Raw genomic sequence first — 18,231 nt, forward strand, 5'->3', positions numbered from 1 at the left:
CGGATGTCGGTGGGTGTCGTTAGAATTCGAACATGCGTGCGAGTAGTCGTGAGGATGTCGTCGAGGGTCTCGACGCGCTGCGCGCTGCGATGAAACGCACCCTGGACCTCGGGTTCGACGCGTTGACCACCCCCGAGCGGCTCAACGTCCTGGAAAGCTTCGAGGTGTTCCGCCGGCAGCTGCCCGCGGTCGAGCACGAGTTGATCAACGAGCTGGGCCACGAAGACCAGGCGGTGCTGGGTGGGAAACTGCCCGCGGTGCTGGCCGACCGGCTCCGGATCAGCCGTTCAGAGGCCTCCCGCCGTATCCACGAAGCCGCTGATTTGGGCCAGCGCCGGGCCTTGAACGGGGAACCGTTGCAGCCGGTGCTGCCCGCGACCGCCGCCGCCCAACGCGCCGGGGAGCTGGGCGCCGGCCATGTCGCGGTGATCCGCTCGTTTTGGCAACGGATCCCCGACTTTGTCGATGTCGGCACCCGCGCACGCGCCGAACAAGAACTCGCCCAGCGCGCCACCGAACACCGCCCCGACGAATTGTCGAAACTGGCCGACCGGCTGATGGACTGCCTCAACCCCGACGGCGACTTCACCGACGTGGATCGGGCTAAGCGCCGCGGGGTCGTGTTCGGCCGCCAGGACATCGACGGCATGAGCCGGCTGTCAGGCTGGCTCACCCCGGAGGCGCGGGCCACCTGGGATGCGGTGTTCGCCAAACTGGCCGCACCCGGCATGTGCAACCCCAACGATGACACCCCGTGTGTGTCGGGTACCCCGTCGCAGGACGCGATCCAGGGCGACACCCGCGGCGCCCACCAACGCACCCACGACGCCCTGCTCACTGCCGGGCGCGCCCTGCTGGCCTCCGGTGACCTGGGCCAGCACAACGGGCTACCCACCAGCATCATCGTCACCACCACACTCGAGGAGCTAGAAGCCGGCGCCGGGCGGGGTTTGACCGCCGGGGGCACCCTGCTGCCGATGTCCGATGTCATCCGGCTGGCCCAACACGCGCATCACTACCTGGCCATCTTCGAGCGCGGCAAAGCGTTGGCGCTGTATCACACCAAACGCCTGGCCACACCCGCCCAACGGCTCGTCCTGATCGCCAGAGATCGCGGCTGCACCTTCCCCAGCTGCGACGTCTCGGGCTACCACTGCCAGGTCCACCACGACGACCCCTACCGCACCCACCCCATCAGCGACGTCAACCACATGACCCTGACCTGTCCGCCCAACCACGCCTTCACCGAACAAGGCTGGACCACCCGAAAAAACCACCGCGGCGAAACCGAATGGATCCCACCACCCCACCTCGACCGCGGCCAACCGAGAATCAACACCTACCACCACCCCGAAAAGCTACTGTCCCCCGACGAGGACGATGGCCCCTAGTGCAGCGAATACCGGACGGGCAGGTGCTTGAGGCCGCCGACGAACGTCGTCGCGACGAATTCCGGATCGCCGTTCAGCTCAATGGATTTCAGTCGAGGAACCAGCTCCGCGAAGAAGCTGCTGACTTCCATCCGGGCCAGCGCGGCTCCCAGGCAGAAGTGCACGCCGTAACCGAAGGCTAGATGCTTGTTCGGCTCGCGCCCGACATCGAACCGGAACGGGTGGGCGAAGACGTCCTCGTCCCGGTTGCCCGAGACGTAGGACAGCAGCAGCGACTCCCCCGCGGCGATCGGCACCCCACGTAGTTCGGTGTCCGCGGCGGCGGTTCGCATGAATTCCTTGACCGGCGTGGTCCATCGGATCATTTCCTCGGTGGCCAGCGGCATCAGGCCGGGATTGTCGCGCAGCCGATGCAACTGATCCGGATTGTCGACCAGGGCGTGTAGCCCACCGGAGATGGTCGCACTGGTGGTGTCGTGCCCGGCCGTCGCGACAATCAGGTAGTAGGAGACGGTTTCGATGTCCGACAGCGGCTCGCCGTCGATACGGGCGTTGGCGATCGCCGACGCCAAGTCTGATGTCGGATGCTCGCGACGAGCTGCGGTGACACCGTTGAAGTACCCGAACATGTCCATCAGCGCGGGCAGCTGGTCTTCGTTGCTGCTGCCGCGTCTGAACTCGCTGTCGTCGCTGCCGAACAATTCCTGGGTCAGCGTGAGCATCCTGGAGAAGTCGGACTCGGGTATGCCCAACAGCGACATGATCACGTACAGCGGGTAATTCACCGCGACCTCCTGCACGAAGTCGCATTCGGGCCCCACCGCCAACATCTTGTCGACGTAGGTTCTGGCCAGCTCGTCGACCCGGACCTTCAAGGCGCGCATTGCTTTTGGCCGAAACCAGTCCGCGCCGATCGCCCGCACCACACGATGCTGCGGATCGTCGAGGTGAATCAGCGTGCGAACCCCCGCGGCGGCCTGCAACTCGTCACCCTCGGTCGTGGTCAACACCGGCCGCGGCCAGTTGGTGAACAACACGTTGTTGCGCTCGACATCCACGATGTCGGCATGTTTGGTGATCGCCCAGAACGGGGCGTAGTTCGGCACCTCGACGCGGGACACTGGGGCATTCGTCCGCAGGTGCTTTAGTGCCGCATGCAGTTTCGGCTCATCGGTATAGGCCTGCGGGTCGGCAAGAACCTTGGCAGCGTCATCCATTGTCGGCGTGCTCATCGGTAACTCCTCAGTCGCGCAACTCGTTCAACACCGCTATGACGGTATCGGTGGACAGGGTGCGGGGAAACGACGGCATCACGCGGTCGATCACACCGTCGCAGCGGTCCTTCAGAGCGGTGGCGAGCTTGTCGATCGTCGCAACCACGGCGAACGCGCCGAGGATCTCGTCGTCGATCAACGTCGCCATCACGTCCCACTCGCCCAGCACCGACAGCCGATGCAGTTCGTCGGCGACGTCGCCCCACCCGTGCAGCTCGAGCACCTTGCGGTAGGCCGGTGTCGAGCCGTAGAACGCAATTTGCTTGCGGACGCCGGCCGAACTTGCGTCCATCTCGTCCTCGTCGCGGCCAGTCACCACAAACACCGGACACGACACCTCGAACGCGTCGCGATCGCGTGCAGAGCGCTGCAGCCCGCGCTGCACGGCCGGTATCGTGACGTCGTGTAGATATTGCCGCGTCGTAAAGGCATGGGCCAGAACGCCGTCGGCGACCTCACCACACATCTCGGTCATGGCCTCGCCAACGGCGGCGATGAAGATCTTGGGCGTCGAGAATGCTTGCGGCTCAGGCGTGAACATCGGCGTCATCAGCTTGTGTGTGTAGAATTCACCCTCGAAACTCAGTCGGGTGCCGTCCTTCCACGTCGACCAGATCGCATGCAACGCAAGCACAAACTCACGCATGCGGTCCACCGGCCTACCCCAGGGCATGCTGAACCGCTTCTCGATGTGCGGCTTGACTTGGGTACCGAGGCCCAGGATGAAGCGGCCCTGCGAGTACGTCTGCAAGTCCCAACCAACGTTGGCGACGGTCATCGGGTTGCGCGCGAAGGCAACCGCAATGCTGGTGCCGATGTCGAGTCGTGAGGTGTGTTCGGCGGCAAGCAGCAACGGAAAGAAGGGATCGTGGTTGATCTCTCCGGTCCAGGCTGCGTCGAAACCCTGGTGCTCGAGCTCGCGGGCCAGGTCCGGGACCCGCGCCAGGTCGGTGAAGATGCCGCCGTCGACCTTCAGGCGAGCCGATCGCACAGCGCTCACCTGTGCGCACTCCACCGCTGTTCGGAGTGCGCCGACGTCATACTCGTGAAGCTACAGTAAGCAATTCGGTAGGGTCAATGTCATCGGTCGCGCCGGGCAAAGACGCCACCCGCCGCTGGCCGTCCATCTCTCGCAGAGGCTACAGTAAGCACTTCAGTAGCAGGCGTCGACGATGAGGGCAGGCCCATGACCAAACTCCCCGACTGGGAGGAAACGCTCGACGACCTGTCCCAGCGCCGAGAGCGCGCGCGGGCGATGGGCGGTCCGGAGCGACTCGCCAAACACCACGGCAAGGGCAAACTCGATGCCCGGGGACGCATCGAATACCTGCTCGACCCCGGTTCTTTTCGTGAAATTGGAACGATGGTCGGTGGCGAGACCGCCGCCGACGGCATCGTCGTCGGCTCCGGGTTGATCAACGGCTCGCCGGTGATGCTCGGAGCCGAGGACTTCACCACGCTGGCGGGCAGCATCGGACCGGGTGGCAACTCCAAGCGCTATCGGATTGCCGAGTTGGCCGTGCGAGACAAGATTCCGCTAGTGATGCTGCTGGAGGGAGCGGGGTTTCGGCCGACCGGTGGGCACTACGGCCGCTCCCCGACCGATCTGCTCGCTCAGGCGCAATGCTCGGGCCGGGTCCCGACCGTGGCCGCCGTGCTGGGCCCTTCGGCCGGGCACGGCGCGCTGGTAGCGCCGGTGTGTGACTTCCGCATCATGAGCGATCAGGGCGCGATCTTCACCGCCGGTCCGCCCGTCGTCAAAGAGTCGACTGGCGAGGATATTTCAAAGGAAGACCTCGGCGGCCCCAGTGTCGCGTTGCCGAGTGGCGTGATCCACAACGTCGGCGACAGCGACGAAGCCGTCCTCGACGACATCCGCCGCTATCTGGCCTACTTCCCTTGCAGCGCATGGTCGTACGCGTCGCAGCTGCCGGAGGACGAGGAAACCAGACCGCGGCAAACCCCGGAACTGGTCGACATCGTCTCGCGCGACAACCGCCGGATCTACGACATGCGGTCGGTGCTCGACGTGATCTTCGACCGGCCGGACTGGTTCGAGGTCCAGCCGCGATTCGGCAAGGCGATCATCTGCGCGCTGGCCCATCTTGGAGGACACCCGGTCGCGGTGGTGGCCAACCAGCCGCAGGTGCTGGCCGGCTCCATCGACGCCGACGCTGCCGACAAGGCGGCGCATTTCATCACCGTGGCCGACTCGTTCCATCTGCCGATCGTGTTTCTGGCCGACAATCCAGGCATGTTGCCAGGGAGTCGCTCGGAGCGCAGCGGTGTACTGCGGGCCGGCGGCCGGATGTTCGTCGCTCAAACAGTGGCGAGCACGGTCAAATTGCATGTCACGCTGCGCAAGGCCTACGGCTTCGGCTCGATGGTCATGTCGTTGTTGAGTTTCGACGGGCAAGGTGCGACGTTCGCCTACCCCGGCGCCACGATGGGCGCGATGAGCGCGGCGGCGTTGAGCAGGGCGTCGCATGCGGGTGAAGACCTGACCACGCGGCTGCGCGACGCCGAGTTGCAGGCGTCCTATCGCTCCGCCGAGCACATGGGCTTCGACGAGCTGATCGATCCGCGTGAGACGCGGGACGCGTTGCTGGCCGCCCTCAAGCGCGGTCTGTCGAGTCGCCAGGTCGCACCCGAGCCGGTGGCGCGGATCGCCATCATGCCCTGAAAGCTGCTCAGAAAATGTAGTTTTCGCCGCTGGCCCGCACGGTCACGTCGCTGATGTTGATGCCCCAGGGTTGGTCGATGACATGAACGACGGCGTCGGTCAGATCGTCAGGGTTGATCAGCCAGTAGCCGATCGAGTCGACGTCGAGTTGCTCGGGCCGCAGCGTGCCGTTCTCCGCGTTGGCCACGCCTTCGAAGAACAATGGCGCCTTGTGCCCGAGGATGCCGGTTACAGCGAGCGGGTTCACCACACCGGCAGCCAGATGCGTCCCGAGGACGCCGGTCGGCTTGAGGTTGGTCACCTTGATCTTGCCCTGCGCCTCCACCCGCAACGACTCGGACAGCGCGTCGACGGCGGCCTTCGTCGCGCTGTAGACACCGGAGCCTTCGGTCCCGGCGTTACCGTAGATCGACGAGATGTTGACCACCTGGCCCCGGCCCTGCTCGATCATCGTGTCGTAGACCGCAGCGATTCCGTTGACGACGCCCTTGATGTTGATGTCGATTGCCTTATGCCATTTCTCCCACGCGACCTCGTGATCGGAGAAGTAGGCCAGCGGCATCACACCGGCGTTGTTGACGATCACGTCGATGCGACCGTAGGCGTCGACGGCATACTTTGCCGCTGAACGCATTTGATCCATGTCGGTGACGTCGGCCACCTGCGCGATGCCGTCGTGGCCGGCGGCGCGGATCCCCGCAAACACCTCCTCGAGGGCGTCGACGCTCACGTCCACGCCGACCACCTTCGAGCCGCCTGCGGCGCATTTCTCCGAGATCAGCTTGCCGAAGCCGCTGGCGGCGCCCGTGACGATGATGACCTTGCCTTGCAGATACGTCGACATGGGTCATTCCTACCTGGTCGCCCGGTAGGCCGTGACAATCGGCTCGAGTTCATCGGGGGTCGCGCCGTGCATGATCACCGCGTCGGCGCCGTAATCGAATTCCTTGCCGATGCGCTCGACACACTGCCCGGGCGACCCGGTGGCCGACGGCTCCAGCCATTCGTCGGGGATCAACGTCACGATGTGCTCGATCTGATCGGCAGTCGCCTTGTGGTCGATGCCGCCGGCGATGGAGGTCACCACCGGGTCGGACCGAAATCGTTCCAGCACAGCGGGATCCCAGTTATTGGTCCGCACCAGCAAGTCGCCATAGCCCTGCAGGTAGGTGGCCAGTCGCGCGACCGTCTTCTTCAGGCGCAACTCCTCGGGCAGATGGTCGCCGACCGTTGCAAAGCACGACCACACCCGCACGCTGTCGGGATCGCGGCCGGCCCGCTCCGCGGCATCTTTGACCGTTTTCACGCACCGCTGCAACGTCTCCGGGGTGAAGTAGGTGTGCAGGATGACGTCGTCGAACACCCGGCCGCCCAGTGCCAGCGTTTTAGGCCCGAACGCGACCAGCGCCAGCCGGATGTCCTCGTCGAAGTCGGGGTCGAGGAACAAGATGTTGTACTTGCCCATCGGCCCGTCGTGGTTGAAGATCACCTCGCCGTGCCACAGCCGGCGCATCACCTGAGCCCAGTCCTCTATCTGCGCGGTAGTCACGGCCGGGATACCGAACGCCCCGTAGATGGCGGCGATGCCGCGGCCGACGCCGAGGGTGAAGCGTCCGCCGGACAAGCGGTGCATGGTCGTCGCCCAGGACCCGGTGATGAGCGGATGGCGGGTGTTGTGATTAGTGGCGGCGGTGGCGATCCGCATCCGGCTGGTCACCGCACACGCCGCGCCCACCAGCGACGAGGCCTCCTTGACGTTCCACCGTTCGGAGATGAACGCGGTGCCGAAACCCAGCTCCTCGCCGCGACGGGCCTCGTCCATCAACGTCGCCGGACCCTCGCCACCCGCGCCGGCCAGCAAGTAGTAGCCCAATTCGTCGAGGGACGTCACGCGACAACTCCGCAGAGAAATCGCTCGGTGACCCCAAAGACCTTGCGGGAGAAAACATGACCGACATGGCTGCCGTCGTACCAGTAGAGCTGGCCACCCCAGCGCTTGTGTAGCGCGTCGGTGGGTGCGCGCATCGCCATACGGTCATGCCACGCGCCGACGATCAGCCGTCGTTCCGGCGGTGGCGCGGGGTCGACCGCAAGCGGGTCGATCACCGAGGTCAGCTTCCCCACCACCGGCGACTCCAGCAGTTCCCGAAATTCGGTCCGCGACGAGCCCCAGCGACCGAGGTGCTGCGCGATCATGGCGTTGAGACCGAGGATCGGCGTGTACAGACCCACCGCATCGACGTCGCGTTCGAGATGCGATACCAGGGCCGCGACCGGGGTTCCCATCGAAATCCCGCACACCACAACCGCACTGGCCTGTGCAGACACCCACTTCGTGACCGCCCTGATCTCCGACACCGAGCGCATCATGCCGGCCACATTGCCGAGCGGATCCATGTCCGGGTAGGCCGGCCACTCCTGCCGCCGGCAACCATGGCCGGGCTGCACCGGCATCGCGACGTTGAACCCCAGCTGGCGATGGATGCGCCCGATCCGGGTCAACAGCAGATCCTCGACGCCACCCTGACCCGCGCCATGCACCCAGATCAGCCACGGTCGCGGCCCCTCGGTGTGCCGGCACAGGTGTACGACGGCGTTGACCGGGCGGCCCAGCCCCTCGGCGGCCAACGCCCGCGGCAACGCCGGGTCGTGTTCGAAAGTCAGCCGCTCGAATGACAATCCGGCAATCCGCTTGCGTTCGATCGTCTTCGGCTGAAGCGGAGCCGGATCGGCGTGCGCCCCGTCGATGCCCATGGCCGACAATTCCTCGGCCGCCTCCCGACACTCGTCTGCCGACCGGATGCCTGCCGGCGTCCCGCCGAGCAACGAAAAGCCGGCCAGCACAAGCTCGTCCAACATGACCTCACCGAATTGACGCACACCGCGTGGCGTAGCCGGATTCCATCCGGTCGACGCGTTCAGCCCAGCCACCGTGCGCGGGATCAGCAGGCCCAGTTCGCGCGTCGCGGTCAAGCCGAGCGTCGCCAATGACATGTCGCCCACCTATACCGTGGCGTCACCGGTGATCTGCTGAATGGTCCGGGTCAGGTGCAGCGTCTTGATCCGCCAAGCGCCGTCGCGCTTCTCGTAAGTCTCGTGATAATGGCCCGCGCCGTGCAGCTCGTTGCCGTTGGCGAAGACGATCCAATCTTCCATGGCCCAGATGCCGGTGGCCGTCTCGTGCGAGGTCAGGGTGATCTCCGGCGTGTGGCAGTGGTGCATCGTCGCGGCGCCCTCGAGGCTGCCGAGCACCATCGGGACGAATGTGTCGGCGCCCTCGACGGGTGGCCCGGTCATCGGATCGGCCCCACCGGTGGACACCGCCATGTCCAACAGAACGACCACGTCGTCGCTGAAAACACTGCGCCATCCGGCTTCGTCCTTCGCGTCGAGAAAGCGGCAGTAGCGGGCTTTCAACTGTCGGATTGCTTCGAGCTCGTCCGCCACGTGCAGATACCTCCTGGACCTGAAGACATTACTGTAACGTACTTAGTATCTCCGCGATGACGCCACGAGGCACCATCGTGACACTCCCGCTCAGGCTTGAGGAGCCGTCGTGACCGACACCGCGCCCACCGCCCGCGGTGGATTCCCAGAAGTCAGGCCGGTCGAGGACGCGCCCGAGGAGCTCGGCCGATTCGTGACAGCGCTGCGCCGACTGCATGACCTGACGGTCTCCACCGATCCCGGGGGCGCTCTGTGGGCCGAAGCGGCGTCCCATCTCGAGAGTGCCTGCGCACTCCTGGATGGGCATCAGGTCCCCGAGACCAAAGCCGTCGCCGGCCGTGTGCTGACGATTCCCGGGCTGGCTCATCCGCTGATGCCGCCGTGGACGGTGGACGAGGCCGGCGCCGACGGCGTGACCATGGCCGGCCACTTCACCGAGGCGCATGTCGGTGGCAATCGTGCGGTACACGGCGGCATCATCCCGCTGCTTTACGACTGGCTACTCGGCATGACGGTGACCGCTGCGGGAATCTTCCTCACCAGGACGGCATACCTCCACGTCGACTATCGCAAGATCACCCCGATCGACGAGCCACTAGTGGCTCGGGGCGAGATCCGCGACATCGACGGCCGCAAGGTTTTCATAGAGGCTACTATGACCTCGGCCGACGGCGCGGTACTCAGCGAAGCCAGCGGCCTGATGGTCCGCTTGCTTCCGCACCAGCCGTGAGGTCGAAATGCCCGACACTGCAGTCGAATTCACCGTCCCCGCCGTCACGGCCGCCGTCGCGGCGACAATTCCGGACCGCGAGCTGATCGTCCAGGGGGACCACCGCTTCACCTACGCCGAGGTGGTGGACCGGTCGCGGCGGCTCGCCGCCTACCTGCACTCGCGTGGGCTCGGCTTTCACACCGAGCGGTCGGCGCTCGACGGCCACCAGGTGGGCCAGGATCTCGTCGGCCTGTACGCCTATAACGGCAACGAGTTCGTCGAGTCGCTGCTCGGCGCGTTCGCCGCGCGGGTGGCGCCCTTCAACGTGAACTTCCGCTACGTCAAGAGCGAGTTGCAGTATCTGCTCGCCGATTCCGGCGCGACGGCGTTGATCTATCACAGCGCGTTCGCTCCCCGGGTTGCCGAGGTATTGCCGGATCTTCCACAGCTGCGAGTGCTGATCCAGATCGCCGACGACTCCGGCAACGATCTGCTCGACGGCGCCGTGGACTACGAGATCGCGATCAACTCGCAATGCCCGGCGCCTGCCGTCGAGCACTCCCCCGACGACCTCTACGTCCTGTACACCGGCGGCACCACCGGGATGCCCAAAGGCGTGCTGTGGCGCCAACACGACATCTTCATGACGTCATTCGGCGGCCGCAATCTCATGACCGGCGAGCCAACGCATTCACTCGAAGAGATCGTGGCGCGGCTGGATGCAAGCACTCCCACTAAATTGATGATCTTGCCGCCGCTGATTCACGGCGCCGCGCAGTGGAGTGTCATGACGGCGATCACGACCGGCCAGACCGTCGTGTTCCCTTCTGTCGTAGATCATTTGGACGCAGACGACGTGGTGCGAACCATCGAACGCGAGAAGGTCATGACCGTCACCGTTGTGGGCGACGCAATGGCGCGGCCGTTGGTCGCCGCCATCGAGAAGGCGCGCCAAGACGGGGCAGCCGACGTGTCGTCGCTGGCAGTGGTGGCCAACGGAGGTGCGCTTCTGACGCCCTACGTCAAGCAGCGGCTGATCGAAGTGCTGCCCAATGCCCTCGTCGTCGACGGTGTCGGCTCGTCGGAGACCGGCGCGCAGATGCATCACATGTCGACGTCGGGAACGGTGTCCACGGGCGTGTTCAATGCCGGCCCGGACACCTTCGTCGCCGCGGACGACCTGGGCTCGTTGCTGCAGCCGGGTCACGACGGCATGGGCTGGCTAGCCCAAAAAGGTTACGTGCCACTGGGCTACAAGGGTGACGCGGCCAAGACGGCCGCGACCTTCCCGGTGATCGATGGCGTGCGGTACGCGGTTCCGGGCGACCGGGCACGAGTTCTGGCCGACGGCCGGGTCGAACTGCTGGGCCGCGATTCGGTCACGATCAACTCCGGCGGCGAGAAGATCTTCGTCGAAGAGGTCGAGACGGCGATCGCATCCCATCCCGCCGTGACCGACGTGGTGGTCACCGGACGTCCGAGCGAACGGTGGGGTCAGGAAGTCGTCGCCGTCGTCGCACTGGCCGACGGCGCGCACGCCGAGGCTAGCGAGCTTATCGACCACGCCGCCCAGACTTTGGCCCGCTACAAGCTGCCGAAGGCGATCGTTTTCCGGACCACGATCGAGCGCAGCCCGGCAGGCAAGGCCGACTACCGGTGGGCGCGCGAGCAAGCGGTGAGCGAGGCTTAACCCAGCGACACCGGCAAATGCTTGAGCCCGTGCAGTCCGATGATGTTGTTGTAGGTCGGCTCGCCGGCGAGGCTCAACTGCGGGAAGCGCTCGAACAGCGCCTGCAGGCCGATCTGAACCTCCATCCGGCCGAGGGCGGCGCCCAGGCAGGTATGCACACCGGTTCCGAAGGTGAGGTGGTCGCGGGCGTTCGCGCGGGTGGTGTCGAAGGCGCCCGGTTCGTCGAAGACAGCTGGGTCTCGGTTGGCGCCGCCGTACATGATGAATACCGCCTCGCCCGCCCGGATCGAATAACCCCCGATCTCAACGTCTTCCGCCGCAACCCGGGGTACGACTTGAACCGGCGTGTCATAACGCAGGATTTCCTCGACCGCGTTGGGCCATCCGTTGGGATTCGCGCACAGCGCGGCAAGCTGATCCGGATGACGAACCAGAGCAATGACGGCCTTGCCCAAGATGTGGGTCGTGGTGATGAACCCGGCGCCGAACAGCAACGCCACAAGCATGGTCAGTTCGTCGTCGGTCAGATCGCCGTGGCGGATGACGTCGGACAGGATGCTATCGCCGTCGCTGCCCCGTAGCCGCTCGACGTGCTTTCCCACATACCCTTCGAATTCGCGCAAGATAGTGATGCCGGACCGGAAATCGCGCCACGATGGGCCGACGATGCCAAGCAAATTCGTGGCGGTCTCGGCTACGTGTAGAAGATAGGGCGTGTCGTCGCGTGGCATCCCCATCAACTCGGCGATCACTGCCATCGGGATCTGGGAGGCGTACTCGGCGACCAGATCGCACTGTTCCCTGCCGTCCAGCTCGTCGAGCAGCCCGTGAGCAAGATCGTGAATGCGCGTGCGAAGTCGATCCAGCGCCCGCGGCGTGAATGCCCGCGTGACGGGTTTGCGTAGCCGGGCATGCTCGGGCGGATCGGTGACCAGCATCGACGGTGGTTCGATCGGATTCATCACGTCCGGGTCGCTTTTGGCAAGGATCCATTCGCCGAGCCGAAACGGCGACCGATCGTTGGGTTTTGCGGTCCTGATCCGGCTGTCGCGCAGCAGCTCGCGCAGAATCTGCGCGTCGACACTCACCCAGCCGGCTCCCGGTATGCGCGACATCCGTCCCCGCGCGCGAATCTGCTCGATCAGCGGATAAATATCGTCGACCGGCTTGCTGTCGATCGTCAGTAACCTTGCCAGCGGATCACCCTGCCTTGCCAGCAGTTTGAGCATTACCCGCGGCAGCCCATAGCCTGTCGCCCAATGCGTCCAGTCCCGGACCGCCAGGCCCATGCGTCCCACACTCCCCGTCGTTCGACTGGGCATGAGCCTAATGGGACGCCGCCGATGCTTCGCGCTCGTCGCCCATACTTAAATACATGAAGGTGTTCGCGGGACAGCACGTGTCCCATTGGGATTTCCCGCGCAGCACGGTCAGCGTCGCGTTGATGGCCGAATTCGGTTGCGAGCGCGGGCTTGCGGTCGCAGACATTCTGTGTGACTCAGGACTGGCTGAGCCCGACTTACGCAACCCCAATCTGACGATCGTGGGCCGCCAGGAACTGGCGGTCGCGACCAATCTGGTCGAGCTAATGGGCGGCGACACCGGCGCGGCCGACCTGGGCATCGAGCTTGGCAGCCGCTACCACGTCGGGTCACTCGGGATCTTCGGCTTCGCGTGCCTGACCAGCTCCACGCTGGGCGACGCGGTGCGGTTCGCCGCCCGTTTTTACGAGCTCAGTTACGGGTTCTGCCTGCCGAGCGTGGTCGTCGACGCGGAAATCGCCGCGTTGCGGCTCGAGCTGCCTGACCTGTCCGGTCCCGTCGCCGACTTCCTGGTGCGCCGGGATCTAGCCGCCATCGCCACTGTCATGGCGGGGTTGTTGGGCGCTCCAGTCCCAGTGTTGTCGATCGAATTCGCCGGTGCCGCACCCTCATCGGGCGACTCAGCGGCCCGGGAAATGTTTGGTGCGGCGCCGCGTTATAACGCGCCGATCAACGCGGCGAGCTTTCCGGCCGAGATGCTAGACATCCGGCTGCCTCAGGCCAGCGAGATGACGGTTGCGACATGCAAGCAGCAGTGCCAGGAGTTGCTGGAACGTCGTCGGGCGCGCACGGGCGTCGCCCGTCAGGTGCGCGACCTGCTGGCCTCGATCGATGGTGAACCCCACCTGATCGCCGACGTTGCCCGACACCTGGCAATGAGCGAGCGAACGCTGCGGCGGCGTCTGGCCGAGGAGAATACGACGTTTCGCGACCTCGTCGAGGAGGTGCACCGGGTGCTGGCCGAAGAGATGTTGGCAACAGGAGCGCTGTCGGTCGAAGACGTGGCGCTGCGACTCGGTTATGCGGAGTCGACCAGTTTCATCGCCGCATTCAAACGATGGACGGGCACTACCCCGGCCCGCTATCAGCGTTCGACGGCACCGCCGGGGCGACTCGCCGTGTAACAACCGCTGTCAACCGTGGCCGGAATTATGGATTTACCGACCGCAATCGGCTCCTCAGACTCCGGCGCCGCTCCTAACGTCGACAGCATGACCTCGACCTATCGCCCCCGCGTCCTCGTCATCGGAGCCGGTTTCGGGGGTCTGGCTGCCGCCCACGAGCTGTCTAAGGACGGCCGCGCCGACGTCTTGGTGCTGGAGAAGGCCGGCGACATCGGCGGCGTCTGGCGGGAGAACACCTATCCCGGCGCGGCCTGCGACGTCCCGTCAAACCTGTACTCGTACTCCTTCGCGCCGAAGACCGATTGGGGACGGCGATATGCCGAGCAAACCGACATTCTGGGCTACATTCACGACACCGCCGAGCGCCTCGGCCTGCGCAAGTTGGTGCGGACGGGCGTCGAGGTCACCTCGGCCCGCTTCGACGACACCAGCGGAAGCTGGCGGGTGACCACGTCGCACGGTGAGGTATTCGAGGCCGACGTCCTGGTGCCCGCGACGGGTCAGCTGTCGCGGCCGTCACTGCCGTCGATCCCCGGTCTCGACAGCTTCGCGGGCCCCTCCTTCCATTCGGCCCAGTGGCGGCATGATCTCGACCTGACCGGCAAGCGTGTCGCGGTACTAGGCACCGGCGCGTCGGCGATTCAGTTCGTCCCGCGCATCCGCCGGCTTGCCAAACACGTCACAGTCTTTCAGCGCTCCGCGCCATACGTCGTCCCGAAGCCGGACCGCGGCTACACGCGGATACACCACGAAGCGTTTCGCAAGATGCCCGGTTTTGCCGCGGCTATGCGCGGGCTGATCTGGCAGATCACCGAGTTCTTCAGCCTGGCGCTGACCAAGGCTCCGATGCTGGCCCGGCTGGTCGGCCTGCTCGCATCGGCGAACCTGAAGTGGCACATCAAGGATCCGGCGTTGCGGGCCAAACTCACGCCCGATTACGCGATCGGCTGCAAGCGCGTCCTGTTCAGCAGTGACTGGTACCCGGCACTGGCCTGCGACAACGTCGAGGTCGAGACCGACGCGATCAGCGCGGTGACGCCCACCGGCGTCCAGACCGCAGACGGCCGGCTCCACGATGTAGACGTCATTATTTACGGCACCGGATTCAAGGCCACCGAGTTCCTCACGCCCATAGAGGTTTTCGGCCGCGGTGGACGAGACCTGCACAAGCAGTGGGCCGACGGAGCCCGGGCTCATCTCGGGATGACCGTTCCCGGGTTCCCGAACATGTTCCTGATCTACGGACCGAACACCAACCTCGGCAGCAGTTCGATCATCCTGATGATGGAACAGCAGGCCCGCTACATCCGCCAGGTGATGGACGAGTTGATCCGCGTCGGCGGGACGCACGCGTTTGAGGTGCGGCAGGCCGTCGAGCAGGCGTACGACGCCGACGTGCAATCGCGCCTCGACAAGGGGGTGTGGACCACCTGTGATTCCTGGTACCGCACCGATTCCGGGCGCGTGACCACCAACTGGCCCGGGCTGGTTCACGAATATCAGCGCCGGACAGAGCGAGTCACCTTCTCTGACTTCATCGAAATCGAGCGCGCAGCCGTCACACGAGAGGACATTCACGCATGACGCGGTTCGACTACGACGTCCTAGTGATCGGATCTGGTTTCGGTGGCAGCGTCACCGCACTTCGACTGAGCGAAAAGGGTTATCGCGTCGGGGTTCTCGAGGCGGGCCGACGATTCCGCGACCGAGACTTCGCGAAGAACAGCTGGCACGTGCGCGACTACCTGTTCAGGCCCTCCATTGGTTGTTACGGCATTCAGCGGATCGATCTGTTGTCCGATGCCGTCGTGCTCAGTGGCGCCGGTGTCGGCGGCGGATCGCTGGTCTACGCCAACACACTCTACGAACCCGGCGACTCCTTTTATGCCGACCCCCGCTGGAGCGCGATCACCGACTGGAAGGAGGAGCTCGGCCCCTGTTACGACCAGGCGAAGCGGATGCTCGGTGTCGAGACCTATCCACGGACGACACCGTCGGACAAGGTCATGCTGCAGATTGCCACCGACCTTGGGGTCGCGCACTCCTTCCACGCCACTCGCGTCGGCGTCTGCTTCAGCGGCGCCGACGGAAAGCTGGCCGCACCTGGTACTTCAGTCGGCGACCCCTATTTCGGCGGAGCCGGACCCGACCGCAACGCATGTAGACACTGTGGTGAGTGCATGACCGGCTGCCGGCACAACGCCAAGAACACGTTGGTCAAGAACTACCTGTACCTCGCTGAGAAACTCGGCGCACAAGTACAGCCCTTGACCACCGTCGTCGACGTCGTGCCGCGTTCCCGCGGTGGATACGACGTGGTGACCGTGCGCACCGGTGCGAAGATCCGCCGACGGCAGCGCACCATCACCGCCGAACAGGTGGTGTTCTCGGCCGCCGCCCTCGGTAGCCAACGCCTGCTCCACCGGCTGCGTGACCGCGGCAGTCTGCCGCACGTCTCTCCTCGATTGGGCGAGCTGTCGCGGACCAACTCCGAGGCAATCTTGGCGGTACGGGCGCGTCGCGACGACGTGGACTATTCCGAAGGCGTGGCGATCACGTCCTCGATCCATCCGGACGACCACACGCACGTCGAGCCCTGCCGCTACGGCCACGATTCCAACCTCATGGGCCTACTGGGGACCGTCCTGGTCGACGGTTTGGATGGTGGCCGTCGCTGGCGGACGGGGCTCAAAGAGCTTGTGCGGCAACGCCGAGACCTGGGACGGCTACTCAATCCGAAACGATGGTCTCAGCAGACCATTCCGCTGCTGGTGATGCAGACCCACGACAACTCGCTAACGACCTACACCCGGCGCGGATTGTTCGGGCGGCGCATGAAGACTCGTCAAGGGATCGGCGACCCGAACCCGACATGGATCCCGGTTGGTCATGAAATCGCCCGTCGCGCAGCCGAACATCTTGACGGCATCGCCGGCGGCGCGTGGGCGGATCTGGCTGACATTCCGATGACCGGACACTTCATCGGTGGCTGCGTCATCGGGGAGACTCCGGCCGACGGCGTCGTGGATCCCTACCACCGCATGCACGGCCATGCGGGGTTGCACGTCATCGACGGCTCGACGATCACGGCGAATCTCGGCGTCAACCCGTCGTTGACCATCACAGCGCTGGCTGAGCGCGCCACGTCGCTCTGGCCGAACAAGGGCGAGCCCGATCCGCGTCCACCGCTAGGATCGCCGTACGTGCGCGTTGCTCCGGTCGCGCCGACGCGGCCCGCGGTTCCGGCCAGCGCCCCGGGCGCTTTGCAACTCACGGGTCAGATCGGAACCCCCGGTTGGTCGTGATTGCCCCTCTGGTCAGCCCGCCGCTTGGCGGCAGGCGTCGCCGCCCGGCTGGTCTACCCTCGGAAGCATGTTTGCAGCTTTCGGATTCGAAACGCTCGGGGTGGTCGTCGGCGACATGTTCTTCGTCGACCCCGACCCGAACGAGGGGCAGGAAACCCCGGAACGCGGGGTCAGGCTGGAGCTGCGGCTGGTCGACAAAGGCGAGCCGCAGGGTTCGATCTACGCCGGTGTGCCAATCACGCTGGCCCGCCCGGTGTGGCGCGTGGACCTGTTCGGATCCACCGAGAGCCCGCCCGGAACGTTGGACCGGGCACACCACCATCCCCGTTTCACCGAGTGGGAGCCGGGCCGACGCAACTTCGTCCCCGAGTTGTCCGCCGACCCCGTCGCCTGGCTGACCGGTGAACTGGCCGACCCGGAGGCGGTACTGGCCCGCGCCGGCATCGACCCGAACGAGGTCAGCGAGGCCGACAAGGCCGGGCTTGCCGCCGCCGCGCCGGACATCGTCGCCGCGGTCAAACGGATGCTGGATGGGGTGCGCGACGGCGAATTGGCCCCGGCGCCGCCCGAACCGGTCGCGGCCGCCCGCACCGGCTGGCTCTAGTCACGTCCGGCAAAAGTCCGGCGAATCAGCTTGCGAGACCTGTTAAAACGCTCACGGCATCCTCCAACGTCGAGAATGGTCTCAACACCTCGTCCAACCGAATTCGCTTCATCAGACGTTGCACCGTGTGACTCGTGATGAGGCCGAGGACGAGTCCTCGGCTGACCGCTTCGCGCTGGACTCGCAGAAGCTCGCTGAAACCCGAGCTACTCAAGAACGAAACGGCGTGCAGGTTGACTATGAGCAGCGGTGTGGGCTGAATCGCCGACGCCGCGTCTAGCGCCTTCATCAGGTCGGATCGGAACGCTTCGGAGACGGCCATGTCGATCTCGCCGCTAAAGCTGACGACAACGGCGTATTCACGGATTACGACATATGAGGTGAGAAGCATGGCCCGGCTCCGTTACGGTCATCCGGCCCACCCGGGACGGAAGAAAACCAACAGGCCGCCCTGCTTACGCCCGTCCCACGCTGAGTATCGCTCGGCCTGTGCGGGATCACAACCGCTGGCCTCAGGCGTTACGTGGATTTCCCATTCGCGCCCGCCTACGACGAGGGCATTGGCGCCGACGGCGCCTCGTGCCGTCGACTGGGAGCGCACCCGCTACATCAAGTAGCCGCGCCAGGCATCACGACTCGCGACCCCCGCGCCCAAAACGATAGGCGCGGGGGTCGTGTC

16 protein-coding genes are annotated in these 18,231 nt (G+C 65.4%); 8 read left to right on the forward strand and 8 right to left on the reverse strand.

The features are described 5' to 3' along the window. Positions 1-32 precede the first annotated feature (32 nt). Positions 33-1,391: an HNH endonuclease signature motif containing protein gene (locus MKK62_RS00495; RefSeq protein ID WP_240262904.1), complete on the forward strand. Its 1,359-nt coding sequence runs from the start codon at positions 33-35 to the stop codon at positions 1,389-1,391. Here MKK62_RS00495 and MKK62_RS00500 read toward each other — a convergent pair. Both MKK62_RS00500 and MKK62_RS00505 read right to left on the reverse strand, forming a co-directional pair. Next, positions 1,388-2,608 (reverse strand): cytochrome P450, encoded by a 1,221-nt coding sequence (locus MKK62_RS00500; protein WP_240263898.1) that lies wholly within the window; start codon positions 2,606-2,608, stop codon positions 1,388-1,390. The genes MKK62_RS00495 and MKK62_RS00500 overlap by 4 nt on opposite strands. Before the next feature lie 25 nt (positions 2,609-2,633). Beyond that, the gene (locus MKK62_RS00505; RefSeq protein ID WP_240262903.1) at positions 2,634-3,665 is read right to left on the reverse strand and encodes an LLM class F420-dependent oxidoreductase; all 1,032 of its coding nucleotides are present in this window, start codon (positions 3,663-3,665) and stop codon (positions 2,634-2,636) included. Between the two features lie 186 nt (positions 3,666-3,851). Here MKK62_RS00505 and MKK62_RS00510 point away from each other — a divergent pair, with 186 nt between their 5' ends. Further along, positions 3,852-5,348 (forward strand): acyl-CoA carboxylase subunit beta, encoded by a 1,497-nt coding sequence (locus tag MKK62_RS00510; protein WP_240262902.1) that lies wholly within the window; start codon positions 3,852-3,854, stop codon positions 5,346-5,348. Positions 5,349-5,355: 7 nt separating this feature from the next. On the opposite strand, the gene MKK62_RS00515 is transcribed toward MKK62_RS00510, so the two are convergent. From MKK62_RS00515 to MKK62_RS00530, 4 genes are read right to left on the reverse strand one after another with little or no spacing between them, the layout of a single operon-like run. Further along, positions 5,356-6,192 (reverse strand): SDR family oxidoreductase, encoded by an 837-nt coding sequence (locus MKK62_RS00515; protein WP_240262901.1) that lies wholly within the window; start codon positions 6,190-6,192, stop codon positions 5,356-5,358. A gap of 9 nt (positions 6,193-6,201) precedes the next feature. After that, positions 6,202-7,239 carry a TIGR03857 family LLM class F420-dependent oxidoreductase gene (locus tag MKK62_RS00520; protein ID WP_434085006.1) on the reverse strand — a complete coding sequence of 346 codons (1,038 nt, stop codon included), beginning with the start codon at positions 7,237-7,239 and terminating at the stop codon, positions 6,202-6,204. Continuing rightward, positions 7,236-8,342, reverse strand: a complete 1,107-nt coding sequence (locus MKK62_RS00525; protein WP_240262900.1) for a PHB depolymerase family esterase — start codon at positions 8,340-8,342, stop codon at positions 7,236-7,238. The genes MKK62_RS00520 and MKK62_RS00525 overlap by 4 nt, the downstream gene beginning before the upstream one ends. Positions 8,343-8,351: 9 nt before the next feature. After that, positions 8,352-8,795 (reverse strand): nuclear transport factor 2 family protein, encoded by a 444-nt coding sequence (locus tag MKK62_RS00530; RefSeq protein ID WP_240262899.1) that lies wholly within the window; start codon positions 8,793-8,795, stop codon positions 8,352-8,354. Between the two features lie 109 nt (positions 8,796-8,904). On the opposite strand from MKK62_RS00530, the gene MKK62_RS00535 reads away from it, so the two are divergent. Further along, the gene (locus tag MKK62_RS00535; protein ID WP_240262898.1) at positions 8,905-9,525 is read left to right on the forward strand and encodes a PaaI family thioesterase; all 621 of its coding nucleotides are present in this window, start codon (positions 8,905-8,907) and stop codon (positions 9,523-9,525) included. Positions 9,526-9,532: 7 nt separating this feature from the next. Next, positions 9,533-11,197: an acyl-CoA synthetase gene (locus MKK62_RS00540; RefSeq protein WP_240262897.1), complete on the forward strand. Its 1,665-nt coding sequence runs from the start codon at positions 9,533-9,535 to the stop codon at positions 11,195-11,197. On the opposite strand, the gene MKK62_RS00545 is transcribed toward MKK62_RS00540, so the two are convergent. After that, positions 11,194-12,519, reverse strand: coding sequence for a cytochrome P450 (locus MKK62_RS00545; RefSeq protein WP_240262896.1), 1,326 nt, complete (start codon positions 12,517-12,519; stop codon positions 11,194-11,196). The two genes, MKK62_RS00540 and MKK62_RS00545, sit on opposite strands and share 4 nt — an antisense overlap. Positions 12,520-12,572: 53 nt before the next feature. Here MKK62_RS00545 and MKK62_RS00550 point away from each other — a divergent pair, with 53 nt between their 5' ends. From MKK62_RS00550 to MKK62_RS00565, 4 genes are all read left to right on the forward strand, one after another. Beyond that, a complete protein-coding gene (locus MKK62_RS00550; protein WP_240262895.1) occupies positions 12,573-13,643 on the forward strand; it encodes an AraC family transcriptional regulator in 1,071 nt (356 codons plus the stop codon). An 87-nt stretch (positions 13,644-13,730) separates the two neighbouring features. Further along, positions 13,731-15,227, forward strand: a complete 1,497-nt coding sequence (locus MKK62_RS00555; RefSeq protein ID WP_240262894.1) for a flavin-containing monooxygenase — start codon at positions 13,731-13,733, stop codon at positions 15,225-15,227. Next, positions 15,224-16,948, forward strand: a complete 1,725-nt coding sequence (locus tag MKK62_RS00560; protein ID WP_240262893.1) for a GMC oxidoreductase — start codon at positions 15,224-15,226, stop codon at positions 16,946-16,948. The genes MKK62_RS00555 and MKK62_RS00560 overlap by 4 nt, the downstream gene beginning before the upstream one ends. 67 nt (positions 16,949-17,015) lie before the next feature. Continuing rightward, entirely contained in the window at positions 17,016-17,552 is a 537-nt protein-coding gene (locus MKK62_RS00565) for a hypothetical protein (RefSeq protein WP_240262892.1), read from the forward strand. Between the two features lie 25 nt (positions 17,553-17,577). Here the strand turns inward: MKK62_RS00565 and MKK62_RS00570 are convergent, their stop codons facing one another. Further along, a complete protein-coding gene (locus MKK62_RS00570) occupies positions 17,578-17,943 on the reverse strand; it encodes an STAS domain-containing protein (RefSeq protein WP_240262891.1) in 366 nt (121 codons plus the stop codon). Between the last annotated feature and the right edge of the window lie 288 nt (positions 17,944-18,231).

Source organism: Mycobacterium paraterrae (assembly GCF_022430545.2).
Taxonomy (GTDB): Bacteria; Actinomycetota; Actinomycetes; order Mycobacteriales; family Mycobacteriaceae; genus Mycobacterium; species Mycobacterium paraterrae.

Excerpts from the sequence above, each read along its gene's own strand:
- MKK62_RS00510 (WP_240262902.1), top strand. The coding sequence starts at position 3,852 with ATGACCAAACTCCCCGACTGGGAGGAAACGCTCGACGACCTGTCCCAG.
- MKK62_RS00545 (WP_240262896.1), bottom strand. The coding sequence starts at position 12,519 with ATGCCCAGTCGAACGACGGGGAGTGTGGGACGCATGGGCCTGGCGGTC.
- MKK62_RS00550 (WP_240262895.1), top strand. The coding sequence starts at position 12,573 with ATGAAGGTGTTCGCGGGACAGCACGTGTCCCATTGGGATTTCCCGCGC.
- MKK62_RS00525 (WP_240262900.1), bottom strand. The coding sequence starts at position 8,342 with ATGTCATTGGCGACGCTCGGCTTGACCGCGACGCGCGAACTGGGCCTG.
- MKK62_RS00555 (WP_240262894.1), top strand. The coding sequence starts at position 13,731 with ATGACCTCGACCTATCGCCCCCGCGTCCTCGTCATCGGAGCCGGTTTC.
- MKK62_RS00570 (WP_240262891.1), bottom strand. The coding sequence starts at position 17,943 with ATGCTTCTCACCTCATATGTCGTAATCCGTGAATACGCCGTTGTCGTC.
- MKK62_RS00515 (WP_240262901.1), bottom strand. The coding sequence starts at position 6,192 with ATGTCGACGTATCTGCAAGGCAAGGTCATCATCGTCACGGGCGCCGCC.
- MKK62_RS00565 (WP_240262892.1), top strand. The coding sequence starts at position 17,016 with ATGTTTGCAGCTTTCGGATTCGAAACGCTCGGGGTGGTCGTCGGCGAC.
- MKK62_RS00495 (WP_240262904.1), top strand. The coding sequence starts at position 33 with ATGCGTGCGAGTAGTCGTGAGGATGTCGTCGAGGGTCTCGACGCGCTG.
- MKK62_RS00500 (WP_240263898.1), bottom strand. The coding sequence starts at position 2,608 with ATGGATGACGCTGCCAAGGTTCTTGCCGACCCGCAGGCCTATACCGAT.
- MKK62_RS00540 (WP_240262897.1), top strand. The coding sequence starts at position 9,533 with ATGCCCGACACTGCAGTCGAATTCACCGTCCCCGCCGTCACGGCCGCC.
- MKK62_RS00560 (WP_240262893.1), top strand. The coding sequence starts at position 15,224 with ATGACGCGGTTCGACTACGACGTCCTAGTGATCGGATCTGGTTTCGGT.